The 16,514-nt window shown below is 41.1% G+C and carries 18 protein-coding genes and 1 riboswitch; of the genes, 14 read left to right on the top strand and 4 right to left on the bottom strand.

Features of this window, described 5'->3' with window-relative positions; all coding sequences use genetic code 11:
* Positions 1 to 289: 289 nt before the first annotated feature.
* A complete protein-coding gene (locus AKG98_RS17065) occupies positions 290 to 718 on the bottom strand; it encodes a hypothetical protein (RefSeq protein WP_067048616.1) in 429 nt (142 codons plus the stop codon).
* A gap of 160 nt (positions 719 to 878) precedes the next feature.
* Between AKG98_RS17065 and AKG98_RS17060 the strand changes: the two genes are divergently transcribed.
* The 14 genes from AKG98_RS17060 to AKG98_RS16995 all read left to right on the top strand — a co-directional run bounded on the left by AKG98_RS17060 (position 879) and on the right by AKG98_RS16995 (position 12,452).
* Positions 879 to 2,273 carry a PhoH family protein gene (locus tag AKG98_RS17060; protein ID WP_067048613.1) on the top strand — a complete coding sequence of 465 codons (1,395 nt, stop codon included), beginning with the start codon at positions 879 to 881 and terminating at the stop codon, positions 2,271 to 2,273.
* 277 nt (positions 2,274 to 2,550) lie between these two features.
* Positions 2,551 to 2,934 (top strand): type II secretion system protein, encoded by a 384-nt coding sequence (locus tag AKG98_RS17055; protein ID WP_067048609.1) that lies wholly within the window; start codon positions 2,551 to 2,553, stop codon positions 2,932 to 2,934.
* A 41-nt stretch (positions 2,935 to 2,975) separates the two neighbouring features.
* Positions 2,976 to 3,266: a hypothetical protein gene (locus AKG98_RS17050; RefSeq protein WP_067048606.1), complete on the top strand. Its 291-nt coding sequence runs from the start codon at positions 2,976 to 2,978 to the stop codon at positions 3,264 to 3,266.
* Between the two features lie 109 nt (positions 3,267 to 3,375).
* Entirely contained in the window at positions 3,376 to 4,080 is a 705-nt protein-coding gene (locus AKG98_RS17045) for a PepSY-associated TM helix domain-containing protein (RefSeq protein WP_228140344.1), read from the top strand.
* A 10-nt stretch (positions 4,081 to 4,090) separates the two neighbouring features.
* Positions 4,091 to 4,624, top strand: coding sequence for a DUF2271 domain-containing protein (locus tag AKG98_RS17040; RefSeq protein WP_067048603.1), 534 nt, complete (start codon positions 4,091 to 4,093; stop codon positions 4,622 to 4,624).
* An 18-nt stretch (positions 4,625 to 4,642) separates the two neighbouring features.
* Positions 4,643 to 5,479: a DUF4198 domain-containing protein gene (locus AKG98_RS17035; RefSeq protein ID WP_067048600.1), complete on the top strand. Its 837-nt coding sequence runs from the start codon at positions 4,643 to 4,645 to the stop codon at positions 5,477 to 5,479.
* A 206-nt stretch (positions 5,480 to 5,685) separates the two neighbouring features.
* Positions 5,686 to 6,015 (top strand): hypothetical protein, encoded by a 330-nt coding sequence (locus tag AKG98_RS17030; protein ID WP_067048597.1) that lies wholly within the window; start codon positions 5,686 to 5,688, stop codon positions 6,013 to 6,015.
* Positions 6,012 to 6,623, top strand: a complete 612-nt coding sequence (locus AKG98_RS17025; RefSeq protein ID WP_067048594.1) for a hypothetical protein — start codon at positions 6,012 to 6,014, stop codon at positions 6,621 to 6,623. Before AKG98_RS17030 ends, AKG98_RS17025 begins: the two co-directional genes overlap by 4 nt.
* A gap of 34 nt (positions 6,624 to 6,657) precedes the next feature.
* Positions 6,658 to 7,650, top strand: a complete 993-nt coding sequence (locus tag AKG98_RS17020; protein ID WP_228140343.1) for a metal ABC transporter solute-binding protein, Zn/Mn family — start codon at positions 6,658 to 6,660, stop codon at positions 7,648 to 7,650.
* Positions 7,651 to 7,652: 2 nt separating this feature from the next.
* A complete protein-coding gene (locus AKG98_RS17015; protein ID WP_067048588.1) occupies positions 7,653 to 8,393 on the top strand; it encodes a metal ABC transporter ATP-binding protein in 741 nt (246 codons plus the stop codon).
* Positions 8,393 to 9,268, top strand: coding sequence for a metal ABC transporter permease (locus AKG98_RS17010; RefSeq protein ID WP_067048585.1), 876 nt, complete (start codon positions 8,393 to 8,395; stop codon positions 9,266 to 9,268). Before AKG98_RS17015 ends, AKG98_RS17010 begins: the two co-directional genes overlap by 1 nt.
* A 6-nt stretch (positions 9,269 to 9,274) precedes the next feature.
* Positions 9,275 to 10,159, top strand: a complete 885-nt coding sequence (locus AKG98_RS17005) for a metal ABC transporter solute-binding protein, Zn/Mn family (protein WP_067048582.1) — start codon at positions 9,275 to 9,277, stop codon at positions 10,157 to 10,159.
* 421 nt (positions 10,160 to 10,580) lie between these two features.
* Positions 10,581 to 12,008: an alpha/beta fold hydrolase gene (locus AKG98_RS17000; protein ID WP_067048579.1), complete on the top strand. Its 1,428-nt coding sequence runs from the start codon at positions 10,581 to 10,583 to the stop codon at positions 12,006 to 12,008.
* Positions 12,009 to 12,188: 180 nt separating this feature from the next.
* A complete protein-coding gene (locus AKG98_RS16995; protein ID WP_067048576.1) occupies positions 12,189 to 12,452 on the top strand; it encodes a YihD family protein in 264 nt (87 codons plus the stop codon).
* A 4-nt stretch (positions 12,453 to 12,456) separates the two neighbouring features.
* Here AKG98_RS16995 and thiQ read toward each other — a convergent pair whose 3' ends face one another.
* The 3 genes from thiQ to thiB are packed head-to-tail and all read right to left on the bottom strand — an operon-like array spanning position 12,457 to position 15,853.
* Positions 12,457 to 13,218: a thiamine ABC transporter ATP-binding protein gene (gene thiQ / locus AKG98_RS16990; RefSeq protein WP_067048573.1), complete on the bottom strand. Its 762-nt coding sequence runs from the start codon at positions 13,216 to 13,218 to the stop codon at positions 12,457 to 12,459.
* Positions 13,211 to 14,815: a thiamine/thiamine pyrophosphate ABC transporter permease gene (gene thiP, locus AKG98_RS16985; protein ID WP_067048570.1), complete on the bottom strand. Its 1,605-nt coding sequence runs from the start codon at positions 14,813 to 14,815 to the stop codon at positions 13,211 to 13,213. The genes thiQ and thiP overlap by 8 nt, the downstream gene beginning before the upstream one ends.
* A gap of 24 nt (positions 14,816 to 14,839) precedes the next feature.
* On the bottom strand, positions 14,840 to 15,853 hold the full coding sequence (gene thiB / locus AKG98_RS16980) for a thiamine ABC transporter substrate binding subunit (RefSeq protein ID WP_067048567.1): 1,014 nt from the start codon (positions 15,851 to 15,853) through the stop codon (positions 14,840 to 14,842).
* A gap of 38 nt (positions 15,854 to 15,891) precedes the next feature.
* Positions 15,892 to 16,006: riboswitch (TPP riboswitch) on the bottom strand.
* Positions 16,007 to 16,514 lie beyond the last annotated feature (508 nt).

Raw genomic sequence — 16,514 nt, 5'->3', positions numbered from 1 at the left:
TTAATATTGCAATGCTTAAGCCGTTGACGACAAGAATCCCCTTCCTTCCCCGACTTGTCTGGCGCGAAGCGAGGTAGGGGAGCTTCAATATTATATCTAACGAGCCCTACCTTTATTTTGTTAGTTATTATTCACGTCATTTTTAGAGTCGAATTTAATCGTAACGGTAGCGACACCTGCGTCATTAGGGTTAACGCTTATTTTAGATTAGGTACTTGTTTGTTCGGTGTTTTGGTCAGAATAATAACCACCCACTATAATAGTAAAAGAGGGTGGTAGAATTCTTGTTTTATTTAGCTTTGGCAAAGGCTAAATATTTTGGGTCATCATCACCAAAGATTTCTGCACCTTCAGCTTCAAATGCTTTTTCTAGTTGCTCTTTCGCAGGCCCCATGTTGCCAAGTTCAAAGTGTGCTTGACCTAAACGTAGGTGTAAATAAGGATTTACCGCACCTTCAGGGCATAACATAGCAAAACCCGTTGCTTCTTCTAATGACGGCCAATCGCCTAACATGAAGTGTGCATCACCTAGTGCTGTTAGGATCCATGTTGATACATTCCAGTGGATCTTAGGTTCAGGAACAAGATCATAAGCTTGCATAAAGGTATCGATCGCAGTTTTGTATTCTTCAGCTTCGAGCTGCTCTTCACCTTTTTCACAAATGATTTCGATTTCTTTAAAAAGCTTAGGGTCAAGTGCTGTCTTGGTTGCTGTCATTCTTATTTCCGTAATAAAAGCCTGATAGGGTCATCAGAGGTATGTATTTTGTAAGTATATCGTATTGCAGCACAGATATTGTAAAAAAATGGCTAAAAATGAAATCAACAAGGTCGACGGCTAAGCGCTAAGGGTTAGTCGAACTAAAAGAGGTGTTTTTATGGAAAGTACCAATAACAAAGTTTTCATTCTCGATACCAACGTGTTGTTACATGCACCTTTATCTATCTTCACCTTTCAAGAGCACGATGTCATGATCCCCATGACTGTTTTAGAAGAGCTCGATAATATTAAGGATAGAAAAAGGGATGTCAGTCGGGATGCTCGTGTCGCTATTCGTGCATTGGAGGATATTTTTTCAAACGCCACCCCTGAAGAAATCAGTCAAGGTGTGCCATTGCAAAAAATAGAAAGTAAAAATAAATTGGGCAAGATCTCTATTTTTGCTGATCATAGCGTGATGAAGCAAGATGTTTTCTTTACTGAAAATGAACCCGATAATCGTATTATCAATGCCGCGTTGTTTCTGCAAAACCAATCTGATCGCGAAATTGTACTAGTCACTAAAGACATTAATATGCGCTTGAAAGCGAAGGGCGCAGGGCTTAATCGGGTAGAGGATTACCGTTCCGATCAATTGATTGATGACATTAAGTTTTTAGCGACCGGCTTTCATAAATTCACTGGCGACTTTTGGCAAGAGATAAATGAATGCCACAGTGAAAGCATGAAAAGTGAAACCATGGGCTCAAAGACCATTCATACTGTCGAAACGGAATTGCTTAAAGATACTTTTATTAACCAATACCTGATTGATGAAACGGATCACTTTGCCGCCCGTGTTGTCGGAAAGGACAAGGGAGAAATTAGTTTTGTTGATTTAGGTCGCGAACGCCTGATGTCAAAAAAAGCGTGGGGTATACATCCTAAGAATATTTACCAAGGCATGGCGTTGGAAGCTTTACTTAATCCGCATATTGATTTGGTCATTCTGACCGGCCCCGCAGGGAGTGGTAAGACTATTTTGGCGATGGCGGCGGCGTTAGAGCAAGTCGTTGAGCGAAAAATGTATGACAAGGTGATTGTTACACGTAACACGCCAGAAATTGCGGAAAGCATTGGTTTCTTACCTGGCACGGAAGAAGAAAAAATGTTGCCTTGGTTGGCCGCGATCACGGATACCTTAGAAGTTTTGCATAAATACGATGAATGTAAAGATGGCTCAGTTGAGTACATTAAACAGAAAGCGAACTTACAGTTCAAGTCGGTAAACTTTATGCGTGGTCGTTCGATTCAAAATGCGTTTGTATTATTAGATGAGTGTCAAAACCTCACTGCAGCGCAGCTTAAGACCATTATTACGCGTTGTGGCGAGGGCACTAAAATTGTGTGTTCGGGTAACTTATCGCAAATTGATAGTAGTTACTTAACCGCTGTAACCTCGGGTCTTACTTATATAGTGGAACGCTTTAAAGATTTTGACGGCAGTGCCAATGTGTTCTTAAAAGGAGTGCAACGTAGTCGTTTAGCCTCTTTTGCTGAGCATAATATGTAATTAACAATCAGGTTTTAATGATACCGATAACGGGCTTTTAAGCCCGTTTTTTTGTGGTTTTTTTTAATTTTAGAATGCAAAACAAAAATTGTAGCACTACAGTTACTATGTATGAAACCAGTTATATATCAATGGTTATGCCTTGTTGTTTTGTAGCTATACTCTTAGTTGTTGGCGTAATATTTACCAATTAATATCGTAATTGGCAGTGAGCTTTTGCTGTCTATATTTATCAGCAAAAATAATCGTGGATTCATGATCATGGATGGTCTAAAAAATGAAAAAACAAGCTGGAGTTACGTTAGTTGAATTAAGTGCTGTTGTAGTTATATCAGGCATATTAGGTGCGATGGCTGTACCTCGATTTATTGATCTTGCCGATGCCGCATTAGATGTCAGTGTGATTAATATTGCTCGCAGTATTGAAAGTGCAAATACGTTTAATTACGCTGCCAAGATGATCTCAAAATCGGGATTATCGACGGGAGAGGCTGTACACATTGATAATTGTGATGATGCCGGAAGTCTACTCAGTGGTTCATCATTACCTTTAGGTTACACTGTTACGCCAATGAGCATCGCTGAAAGTACCACAGCGACTTGCATCTTAACCCATACTGATTCTGCTAAAAGTGCGACTTTTATTATGCAAGGATACTAACGATGAACCAGAATTGTTTTATATAGGATCAGGAGCACACTATGCGTTTAAAATATGGTTTATTAACCTTGTTAGTATTAAGTATTACAGCCTGCAGCAATTCTGACCCCGAGTATAAGCCTATCGGTGGCGATCGTGACGAGTATGGTTGCTTGCCTTCCGCGGGTTATTTGTGGTGTGAACGAACTCAACGCTGTGAACGTTCGTGGGAGCTTGCTGATGTAGCAGGCATTCCTCATACCGAAGCTGAAGTTAAGACGTATTGTGACATTATTGATGACGATGATATTGACGATAATGAAGGAATCAATGGACTTAACTATCACTACTAGTGCATTGGCATGAGTTAACGTAAATAATGTAAATTCAATGCCAATGAAAACAATTATCAATTACATTGCCTGTACTTAAATCCCATAATCAAGCAGTGTTATTACGATCATGTCTTCCTTCAGTCAATCTTTCACCCAGACACCTGCAAGATCGAAAAACAAAGCGGCTAATCCAAAAAACAAAACATTCTTAAAAAACAAACAAGTGCAATTATGGGCGCGTCGCTTACATATCTATATTTCCATGGCGTTATTGCTAGTGGTGCTGTTTTTCTCGATCACCGGCATTACCTTAAACCGTCCAAGTCTGTTTGTGAGCAGCCAGCCTGATATCCAAGAGACTATCCTTACCCTTCCGCAAGATTTATTCAGCGATGCCAATGGCGCAGTTGCTGTCGATAAAGCCGGCATTGTTAATTACCTTACCGAACACGCCAAGCTTTCTGGTCAACCTTCTGCATTAGACGTATTTACCGAAGTTGAAGACGGTGAATTAATTGAAGGTGAGATCGCGATGGACTACAAGGGACCGGGGTATAACGTGGCGGTATTTATTGATATGACCACGACTGAAGCGGTGATTGAGAAAACCCATTATGGAGTTATTGCAGTATTAAACGACTTACATAAAGGCCGTAACAGCGGTGACGTATGGAAGTTGTTTATCGATGTTACCGCGCTGTTGATGGTGTTCTTTGTATTAACGGGTGTGTGTTTACTGGTACCAAAAAAGAAAACCTTCGCAACCTCATTGAAATGGACCTTGTTTGGTTCCCTCGTTACCTTGGCTATTTTTGTGGTGGCCGTTCCTTAAAGGATCTTGTATGACTTTGTTATTTAAGCGTCTTAGTCAGTGCGTTGCACTATTAAGTTGCCTGTTATTACCGGCTTTTTTTGCCACTGCAGCGCCAATTCCGGCCACTGCAACACTCGATGTTGAATTTAGTCTGCCTAAGATTGATACCACCATGTATGCCCGTCCTTATGTGGCGATATGGATCGAGAATTCAGAGCGTAAATCAGTGCGTACGGTTGAGTTATGGGTGGGTAAAGATGAATGGTTAAAAGACTTACGCAGCTGGTGGCGAAAAGTAGGACGTTATGATCGTGCTTTAGTTGACGGCGTAACATCAGCAACCCGTCCTGCCGGTGATTACCGTTTCACTTGGGATGGTTTAGATAATGATGGTAACCGCGTTGAAGCGGGCAGTTACACATTTTATGTTGAAGTTGTACGTGAACACGGTGGCCGTAACTATATCCGCCAAAAAATGACTTTAGGTGACAAGCCGTTTAGTCACACCATTGCACCGACAGAAGAAACCGGTGATATCCGTATCAACTACCTAATTAAATAATAGAGCGAGTAAAGATTAATGACTATAGTAAAAAAATTGAAAGCGTTAGGTCTAGCCTGTGCGGTTATTGCGGGACTAGCGGCAACAACAACGGCAAACGCACATCCACGTTGGGTATTACCATCACACTTCACCGTATCGAAAGAAGGTGGCGATTGGTTAACGTTTGATGTAACGGCATCACACGGTACCTTTGTATTTGATAAACCTGCGGGCAGTGAATTTGCACAAGTTATCATGCCAGACGGTCGTAAAGAACGTCCTAATTTTGTGATCCGCGGAAAACGTCGTTCTATCTTTGACTTCTACTTTGTTGAAGAAGGCACGCATAAAGTCGCAATCAACAACGTACCGTCTTATTACACATATTATAAAGCGGGTCGTCGCGATACCGTTAAATACGTTAAAGCGAATAAAGCTGAGCGTAGTAACCTGCTACCAGAAAAAGCACGCGACGTAAGTACACAATTAAGTTATACCCGTGCAGAAAGCTATGTAACGGTTGGAATGCCAACAGAAAAAGCATTAGAAATTGAAGGTAAATACCTAGAGATGCGTCCACTGACTCACCCATCTGACATTGTTGAAGGCGAAGAAGTAAGCTTCCAATTCTTCTTTAACGGCGAACCTCAAGCTGGTGTTGTTGCTGATATTACCCGTGAAGGTACGTTATACCGTAACCATCAAGAGCAAATTAATGTGGTGAGTGACAAGGACGGTAACGTGACATTCACGCCAAATGTTGCGGGTCGTTATCTGATGAAAGCCAACTACAAAGGTGAATTGAAAAATGATCCGATGGCAGATAAAGCCAGTGTGAACGTGCATTTCACCTTTGAAGCACTATTACAGTAGTTTTTAACGACGACTAAGTCAGTCCTGTGTGGAACTGAATTATTTATATTATGGCCTGTAATTAGACGCAATCTGATTACAGGCTTTTGCTTACTTATTTATCGATTAGCTATTACTTAATTATTACTTAGTTATTACTTAGTTATTACTTAGTTATTTATTAATAGTTAATAGTTAATAGTTAATAGTTAATTGTTGAGGTCTTCATGACAAAAATGCCAATCAAATCGGCGCTATTAGCGCTTTCATTGATGACGGGTTTATTTTCTGGGACGGCAAGTGCCCATTTTCCACTAATGATCTGCTGGTTCGAGTCTGACAAAGTGGCTTGTGAGGCGGGTTACAGTGATGCCAGTACTGCGGTTGATTACGCTGTAAATATGTATGACTACGATGACAACCTGATTGCTAAAGCGATGACTGACAAGCGTTCAATTGTAGAGTTTAACAAGCCGGATACTGACTTCTACTTAGTATTCGATGCGGGCCATGAAAACCCAGTTGAAGTCGATGTTGTTGAGATTAGCGAAAAATGATCAGTCAATCAGTCCATGCCGATGACGGGGGTCGTGAAGGTAAGTGGGTGGCGTTATTAATCATTTTAATCTTAGCGATAGCGGCATTACTTTTACCTTACCACCAAACTGCGTCGAGCCAGAGAGTACTTGCGAGCCATCAGATCTCGATTAAAGATTTACCGTCTGTTGAATTGGCGATGATCGCGGAACTGCGCTTAGCACACGAAGAGATCCGCAATATTCATCAAGACAGTCTTGAGCTAGAAAGTGTCGAGTTTGAAAATGTAGATGTATGGCCCGAACTGGCTGAACTTAAAGATCTGTGGTTAGCACCTTTTATCATGGATAAAAGCTGGGAACGTAAAGGTAAACATGACTGGCGTAAAGTCGCGCCAGCTTTATACCAAGGCATTCCTGCGCTGACAACAGGCAGTGTTGCGGTGATATTGAATAGCCAAGATGCACGACCTGATGTGTGGTTAGCATTAGATATTGCCACACCTGCACCGATGACAGTAAATGCGCTTAATACAGCAGATCTTATTAGCGCAGGTTGGAAACAAGTGGTGTTTGCTGATGATAGCGACTCAGACAATACAGACAATACAGATAAAGACAGCCACTAAGGCGTGACGCCAGTCGACAATGAGAGCAGATATAATGAAAAATAGCATCAACACAAGCCTAAAAAGTCTAATCGCAGCCGTCGCTACTACAGCGGTATTGCTCATAAGCGGATCATTACAAGCCGCTGATAAATTAACAATCGGTATTACCTTGCAGCCTTATTACAGCTACGTGAAAGCGGTTGTGGGTGATAAAGCGGACGTATTACCTTTGGTTGACGAAGGGTTTAATCCCCACAATTACCAACCACAGCCGAATGACTTACGTCGTCTTAAACAGATGGACGTGATCGTGGTGAATGGGATTGGCCATGATGACTTTGCCTTAAAAGTAATTAAAGCCGCAAATCGTGATGATCTGATTGTGATTCAAGCCAATAAAGATGTGCCCTTGTTACCTGCTATTGGTCAATCTGTCGGTGACGGTGCAGTAAACCCACATACGTTTGTTGGTCTATCAACGACGATCCAAAAGGTTTACACCATAGCGACTGAGTTATCAAAGATCGACCCTGATAACGCGCGTACTTACCGTAAAAATGCCCGTAAATACGCAGCCGAATTTCGCAAGATGAAACGTCAAGCTATGCTAACGCTGGGTGACTTAGATACATCCGGCATGCTGGTGGCTACGACGCACAATGCTTATGGTTATATCCTGCAAGAGTTTGGTGTTGACGTAGCTGCGGTGATAGAACCTGCGCACGGCGTTGAGCCGAGTGCGAGTCAGTTACAAGAAACTATCGAAAAGATCCGCGCGTCGAAGATCGATGTGTTGTTCTACGAGTTAAATATGCCAAGTCGCTACGTTGAAACTATTGAAGCCGCAACAGGTGTACAACTTTACCGTTTTTCACACATGACCCATGGTGCGTATGAAGAAAGCAAAGTGGCTGTTGAAATGAAAAGTAATCTCGCGACCTTAGTTGAAGCGATGAAGTTTGCAGCCAAGCGGTCACTGGCTGACACTGCCGCAATAGTTCCTTCAACAACTCATGCCTCTATCAACAAGCAGCAAGGAAGTTAATCGTGGGACCTGCAATTCGTTTACAAAATGTCGGTTTGAAATATGGTGATAATGTCATTTTAGAAGACATTTCGCATTATCTAGAAGCGGGGCAATGCCATGTGATCATGGGGCCCAATGGTGGTGGTAAAACATCGTTATTGCGCTCTATTTTAGGATTAACCCCTTTCACTGGCAATATTGATATTCAATGGCCAGAGCGTAAAGGCAATATCGGTTATGTACCACAAAAGGCCTCGTTTGAGTCGAGCTTACCTTTTACCGTGATGGATTTTATTCTTTTAAATCAAAGTCGAAATCCACTGTTTTGGCGTAAGCGTAAAAAAGAACAAGATGAAGCACTGGCACAACTCGATCGAGTCGGTATGGCTAACCGCACCGACCGCCGTATGGGGCAGTTATCGGGTGGTGAGCAGCAGCGAGTATTATTCGCGCAATCATTATTAGATGATCCAGACTTGTTGGTACTTGATGAACCAACAACGGGCATGGATGAACAAGGCGTGCGTTACCTTGAATCCTTGATCCACGAATTAGTGCGCGAAAAAAAAACCATATTAGCTGTGCATCATGACGTGACCGCCGTTCGTCGTTTCGGTGGACAAGTGCATGTGGTTAATCGTCAGCTGGTCGATACAGGGCCGGTATCTGAGGTATTGATGCCAGAGAAGATCGAGCGATTATTCAATCATTATACGGGTACAAATACGCCAGCAATCAAGCTCGATCAAGGAGTTAAATAATGGATACGATCCGTCATTGGGCACAACTGGGCGTTGATGCCGGTTGGTTGAGTGAGAGTTTTTCTTATTCGTTTATGGTGAATGCGGTGGTCGCCGCGTTATTACTGGGGCCACTACTGGGTGGTTTAGGTACGTTAGTGATCGCCAAACGCTTAGCCTTCTTTTCAGAAGCGGTTGGCCATGCAGCGTTAACAGGTATTGCCTTAGGCGTATTATTAGGTGAGCCAGCTGAGAATCCAATCATCGGCTTATTCAGCTTTTGTATGATCTTCGCCTTGCTACTGCATTTTGTGCGTAACCGTACTAATGTGCCATACGATACCTTGGTGGGTGTGTTTTTGGCATTTGCATTAGCGGTGGGTGCGGCATTGCTGATGTATGTGGCACGTAAGATTAATATTCACATGTTAGAGAATGTGTTGTTCGGTTCGGTTTTAACGATCACCGATTATGATTTATTGATTTTAGCGGTGACTTGCGGGGTTATTTTACTGGTATTGATACCGACCTTTAACCGTATTTTATTAACCTGTATCAGCCCTGATATTGCGAAAGTACGTGGTTATGCGACTAATTTTTACGACTATCTATTTGTCATGATGATCACCCTAGTAACGATTGCTTCGGTAAAAATTGTCGGTGCGGTATTAGTGGGGGCACTGCTATTAATCCCAGGTGCAACAGCACGTTTATTAACGAAAAACATGGGTAGCTTTGTGCTTATGTCGGCATTGCTAGCGACGATCAGCTGTCTTTTGGGCACAATCTTACCAATGGAATTAAAACTCCCGATTCCTTCTGGCGCGGCGATCATTATTGTATCGACGAGCTTCTTCTTAACTGCCACTTGCTACCGCATTGTTCGTAAGGGATAACCTATTATGATTTCTTCATTATTTACCATCAGCTCGGCATGTTTGCTGTTAGCAACAACGCTAGGTTTTAGCCAGAAGGTCGATGCCGCAGATATTCTTACCGCAACGCCTGTGACTTACATGTTAGCGACGGAGCTAACTAAAGGCACGGATATAACCACGCAATATTTGCCACCAAAACGTTATGGTTTATCGCGTTTACCCAATTGGTTTAGCACTAAAGGATCTGCGTTAACAGAGAAAGCGGCTATTGATGCGCAAGTGAGTATTACCCTCGGTGCAGTATGGTCGCAAGATCCATTATTCGTACACGCACGTAAAGGTAACATTCGCATGATCGAAGTGGATGCATCACAAGCCATTTCCCCTCGTGCGCAAGGTGTTGCGGCACTGCGTTTAGAAGACGGTAGCATTTCGCCTTACACTTGGCTTAACCCGACTAATTTAACCCGTATGACGGCGATTGTAAGTCAAGATCTGCAACAAGTATGGCCACAGCAAGCGGCGACAATTGCGAGTAACCAGCAAGCCTTGATGATGTCGGTGCGTCACTTGATTAACCAGCAACAAGCCATGTTATTAGACCATGAGATTGATTCAGTTGTATTGCTGTCGAGTGAGTTAGAAGACTTTGCGTCGGGCAATCAATTGTTTGTGGTTGAACGCTTAACCAAACCGGAATTAGAGTGGTCGGCGGCAGATAAGCAGCAACTTGTTGAGCTATTAACTGACGATGATAGCTTGTGGGTGCTAACGTCAAAAAGAGCTAGCAAGCAGTTAAAAACCTTAGTGCCTAATCCGGCTCGCATCTTAACGATTGACAGTATCGATCGTTGGGGCCGTGGCATTAACGCTGATAAACCATTACAACGCTGGCAGTTAACACTTTAACTTGATTTTCGGTTGATACATATTAGGCTACAAAATAAAACATCCTGTGTAATTTAGGTTATATAGGATGTAAGCCTGTTTAGTTATAATTTTACATTTCTAGTTTAAACTTACACTTCGAGAATCTCCCTTACACTTAATATTTATATAATAAACACTTATCTAGTAGTTTTTTATAGGGTTTTTAGGGAGAAAACTATAGGACTTATAACTTTAACTCTAAAATTTCTCCGAGATCTAAAATAAACTTCTTTCTAAGGCCTAATCAGAATACCTTCGTGTGTAGTTGATCCTGTCTTTATATAATAAATCATTTAACTACCCCTTAAGTAGCGTTAAGTTTGTTTACATTACTATTTCTTTTAAAGTGTTATAAATGATGCGTTCCACTTGGCATGTCATTAAAAAATAAGGAAATAAAATGAACAAGGTAAAGTTTATCTTCTCTCAACTTCTATTGGGACTTGTTTTCTCCCCGCAAGTATTTGCATCTTCAGTTTATTCACCAATGAGTGAGGAAGTTGAATGTCCGGAAGGTTCATCATTAAATACGCAGTGCTACTATTTGACTGTTCCTAAGGATTACAGTTTAACCGACAATAAGCCTGAAGATACTGTTAATCTATTTTACACAGTAACACCAGCTAAAAATGAAGCTGAACGCATCGGGTCTTTAATATTTAATTTTGGTGGTCCGGGTGTACCGGGTTCGTTAGAAGCAATGGAGATGGTAAACGACCTTGCGCGTTGGAACCAAGCATACCCGAAAGTTGGGTATAATAAAGTGAATGAATACTTCGATGTTGTTGGCTTTGATCCTCGTGGAACTGGTGGTAGTGCATTTGCTGAAGAGATCGCTGACTGTGCATTATCAAGCGAGGGATGTGATAAAACATTTCAATCTATTGCCCCTTATATGGGGACAAACACCACTGCAAAAGATCTTGAATCCCTTCGTATTGCATTACATGAAGAGCAAATTAGTTACATTGGTTACTCATATGGTACTCGGTTAGGCGCGGTTTATGCGGATATGTACCCTGAACATGTGCGATCTTTCGTTTTAGATTCAGCAATGGATCCTGCATTAACTAACGCAAATCAACTTTATTATTCAAGCCTCGAAGGTTTTAATAAGGCGTTACGTATTCGACTAAAGCGTTCTAATCGTGATGTATCTGGCGATATGAGTAAGCTTCGTTGGATGATGTCTAGATTTGAAAATGTAGACTTTTTCAGTACTGCTGATGGTGCTGTTCTTGAAAAAAAACATTTTATCACCTTGCTTGATGCTTTGCGTTCGGTAGATATTGATGGAAAGTGGGAATCTGTTAAAGAACCATTATTTCAGCTTTTAGATAATGATGAGGGTGTTGAATTTTGGAGTGTTATCGATCAGCTACAGAAGAAAGCAAAAATAGAACAAGAAGAGTGGAAGTTTCAATATGATGCGGTTCATCGTGCAATCGTATGTACAGATGAGCACATTAAAAAAGAACGTTCAGAAAATGAATTTATGAATAAGTCAGCTGTTTTTGGGCAAACGGTTTATCAAAATAATGCGGGCATGTGTCAAGGTTGGTCAGCAAAAACGGATCCAATTCGGAAAATCGAGGAAACAGGGACGAAACTGATGCCAAACAGTGTAATGATTGTGGCCGCAAAAAATGATCCGGTTACTCCCTATAAATGGAGTAAAAAGATGTATAACTCATTTGAGCAATCAGCTGAACTATTAACGATTAATAAAAAAATAGAGCATGGTTTAATATTTTCGTTCAACCTTAACCCGAAAGCAGATAAAAAAGTGATTCACTTTCTATTAGATTCTGTCGCAATGAAGCAATAAAGATACATTATTTTTTTAAGTGCTGTTATTAAAGCCTGAAGCTAGCCTCTTGAATATGTTATAGAATTCAAGAGGCTGATCTGTATCCATTTGTTAGCGATAATTTATAATTAATTTATCTTAACTTACACCTCATTGTAAGTATAATAACCTTTATTATTATAAGGATAATCTAATGGAATGATATATCACCGCTTAAATGAGATTATTGAATTATTACAGCCTGAATGGCAGAAAACACCGGATGTGAATCTGTTACAGTTTTTATCTACTTTGGCACAAGAGATGAAATTTGAAGGGCAATTAGCTGAGCTGAGTGATGATGCGCTTATTTATCACCTTAAAATGCGCAATGCAGCAAAGAATGACATGATCCCTGGCTTGGCCAAAGATCATGAAGATGACTTTAAAACGGCATTGCTCAAAGCACGCGGTTTTTTGTAGGTTATTACTTATTCAGCGTCCCCAGATAACGTTTCAACATATCGGGTGCATTGTGGTCTGCTAAAATAGCCGCCGGTGCATGTAATGCTACTTTCCCGTTATCGATAAAAGCGATGTTATCGGCGATCTGTAGGGCATCATCTGGATTGTGGGTGACCATTAAAACGGTAATGCCATGTTCTTTATTCAGCTTGGTAATCAAACGTAACATTTCTTGACGTAATGCAGGGTCGAGCGCGCTGAAAGGCTCATCTAACAGTAATAACGGCTGTTTGCGGGCAAGGCAACGTGCGATGCCAACACGTTGACGTTGGCCGCCACTCAAGTCTGCAGGTAAGCGGTTAAGTAGCGCGGTCATTTCTACTTGCTGTGCGGCCATTTCAAGTGCGGCTTGTTGCGCGAGATCTAACTTCATGCTTGGTGCTAAACCAATGGCAATATTTTGCTTAACGGTTAAATGATTAAACAAATTATGCTCTTGAAATAACGTGGTTATCGGTCGCTGGGCAGGTGCTTTTGCTAATATCGAGTTTTGTTGAAAACGGATATCTCCAGACAAAGGCTGATTAAAACCGGCAATAAGGTTCAGTAGAGTAGATTTTCCTGAACCACTTGCGCCGAGTATTGCTAAGGTTTCGCCTCGATTAACCGTTAAATCAAACTGCATCTGCATTTGTTCATAAGCAAAGATAATATTATCGACCTGTAATAATGCATTGGTATTACTTAGGGAGTTAGTATTGTTTAAGAGAAGACTATTAGGCATTTTTGCCTCCAATAATACGTTCGAACAGATAGAAAATAACACCGCAAAGGGTTAATAAGAAAATCGCGGTAACAGCGGCGGCATCAAGTTGGTAGCTATCTAGTTGACGATAGAGCACCAAAGGTAAGGTTTGCATATCTTGGCTGCCAAATAATGCAATCACACTTAAATCACCCAGAGATAATACACACGCCAGTCCTAACCCCATCGCGACTGGTTTACGTAATAATGGCCATTCGATAATACGCAAACGTTGTAGGCGTGATAAGCCTAAGCTAACCGCCAGTTTGTCATAAGCAGCAAAGCTATCTTGGATCGGTTGGCTTAATACCCGAAGTAAATAAGGTAATGACATGAGGGCATTGATTAAAATAACTAACCACGCGGCAATACTAAATACATCAACATAGGGGCGCAATAATAAAAACAACCCAGTACCGAGTACCAGTGCCGGAACCACTAAAATAATAGCGCCAATATTTTCGATGCCATACGCGAATGCCATTAGCTTAAAGCGCACTTTCAATATGCGTGTCGAGAATAAAATCGAGCAGGCAAGTAACAAACTCAATAAGCCCGAGCTCAGGGCTATTTGTAGTGAGATACCTGTGGCTTGCCACAACATCGGGTCGCTAAGAACGGTGAGAGTGCTGCTGTTGATACCACTGCTAAAAATAGCCAACATTGGAGGCGCTAACAGACAGCTGGCTAAGATAAAGCTTATCGCATCACAGATTTTACTGCTTAGCGTGTGGCAATCGGGGCGACGAAAATAATTACCTGATGGCGCAGACATAGGTTGTGACTTTAAAAATACCGCGCTAAAGATCATTAACGATACGGTGATCGCGACTTGAATGATAGCCAAGGCTACAGCTTGCTCGATATCAAACTCAAATTTTAACGCTTGGTAGATAGCCACTTCTAACGTGGCATAGTTAGGACCACCACCGAGTGACATCACAATAGCGAAACTCGTAAAGCATAGCATGAAAATAAGACTGATTAACGAGGGTAATTGTTGTTTTATCTTCGGCCATTCCAAGGTGATAAAAATGTGCCGAGACTGTAAGTTAAGTTGACTGGCTAAACGCCAAGATTCACTGGGGATTGAATCTAATGTTTGTAATAAAATACGTGTAGCTAACGGAACATTAAAAAATAAATGGGCAAGAAGAATACCGGTTAAGCCATAAATATAATGGCCTGTTTCTATGTTAAAAAACCCTAATAGTTGATTAACCCAACCACTTTTACCGTGCACAGCAATAATACCAAAGATGGCAATGATAATGGGCAGTACGAGTGATAAGTTAAACAGTTTGATAATCATTTGTTTACCCACGAACTCTCGGCGCGAGAACGCGCGTGCTAACGGGATCGCTAAACCAATACTCAAGCCGGTTGATAAGGCAGCTTGGTATAAACTAAAACTAATAACATGTTGGGTATACGAGTCTGTAAGGACGCTGCGAAAGTCTAATTCCGCTTGTGAAAAATTAAGTAGGGCAGTAAAGCTACCACCCACCAGAAGTAAAATGATGCTGATGGCGAGCACTGCGCTACACCACCAGTATTTATGCGAATTCGCGACCATAATTTTTGATTAGTTACTGACTAATTATTGGGTAACAGCGTTACGCCATTCCTTCACCCAAGATTTACGGGATTGAGCCACTTCTTCTGGTGTGAACTCTAAGGTTTTTTCCGGCGTAATTAATTGGTCGAACTCACTTGGTAGTGCCGCCGCTTGTTTCGCTGGTAGCATCCAGTTACCTGTTGCAATCACATCTTGGAACGCGGGAGTGAGTACAAATGCCATGAATTGATCGGCTAACTCAGGATTTGCAGCATCTTTTAGACGCGCAACCACTTCTGTTTGTTGGTAATGACCTTCACTGAATTCGGCTGCTTTATATTTGAATTCTTTCTCTGCCACCATGTGGTATGCCGGTGATGTGGTATAGCTTAATACCATGTCCGCTTCGCCTTTTAAGAACATGCCATAAGCTTGGCTCCAGCCTTTAGTAATGGTGACGGTTTTAGCTGCAATTTGTTGCCATGCTTGTGGTGCTTTATCACCGTAAACGGCTTTTACCCATAACATAAAGCCAAGACCCGGTGTGCTGGTGCGTGGATCTTGATAGATAATACTCAGATCTTTACGTTTAACTAACTCAGCCAAACTCGTTGGTGGGTTGGCCAGTTTTTCACTGTCGTAGATAAATGCAAAGTAACTATAATCGAATGGAATAAAGTACTTATTCGTCCATTCGTTTGGCAGTGATAATGTGCTGGTATCTTGTTGGTGCGGTGCAAGCAGTTTGGTTTTTTCTGCTTCAGCCATCAGGTTGTTGTCCAAGCCTAATAATATATCTGCTTTGGTGTATTTACCTTCCAGTTTAACACGATTAAGAATGCTAACCCCGTCTTCTAATGCTACAAAATTCAGTTCGCAATTACATTCCGCTTCAAATGCGGCTTTTACTTTTGGACCCGGGCCCCAATCGGATGCAAATGAATCGTAGGTATAAACATTTAATACTGGCTTGTCAGCCGCGTTAGCGACTTGTAATGATAGCGAAGGTAATAGTAGGGCTGTGCAAAGTGCTAGTTTTTTGATCGTGTGCTTCACGTGTTCTCCTAGAATGTGAAGCATAGAACTTATGACTCAATTGGTCGAATCTCATTCCTATGCCAGCATTATCTGGTTCAAGTTATTACGGGTGTTATCTCAGCCACAATGACTTTTTCAATGAAAAGTCTGGTAGCACCCCGATGAGTGAACGCACATTGTATTTTCATTTAGGTTAAAGAGCCAGAGGCAATAATTATATTGGCTTATATTTTATTCACTACATTCTTTTAATATGATTACTTTATAACTTCTGGGAATTTAAATCTGCGGTTAAAATTTTAACATTCAAGAATGTGGCTTACATTTTTATTTATATAATAAACAACCAGATAGCTAGCCATTTGTAGGTGGTTAAAGGCTGGTTTATATCGTAATTACAGATTTATGTGTAAATTTGACTACAATTGTACTTAATGTCTTTTTTGTCAGTAATGGGAAATGCTTATTCAATAATTTGTTTTTAATTATTTTCAATTAAATTAATGGCATACATCTTAATGTACGTTACATTCCCTTACGTTACTATTTTTATTAACATGATATAAGTTGTCTGTTATATTTTCCATGTTGTTAAAAAGTAAGGAAATAAAATGAAAAAAGTAGTGTTTTCTCTACTACGTGGTGAAATTGTCACTTTCGCCATATCACAAGTGCTCTC

The sequence above is a fragment of the Moritella sp. JT01 genome (assembly GCF_001574435.1).
Taxonomy (GTDB): Bacteria; Pseudomonadota; Gammaproteobacteria; order Enterobacterales; family Moritellaceae; genus Moritella.
Note: the sequence above shows the minus strand (reverse complement) of the source record. Positions and strands in the feature narration are given on the sequence as shown.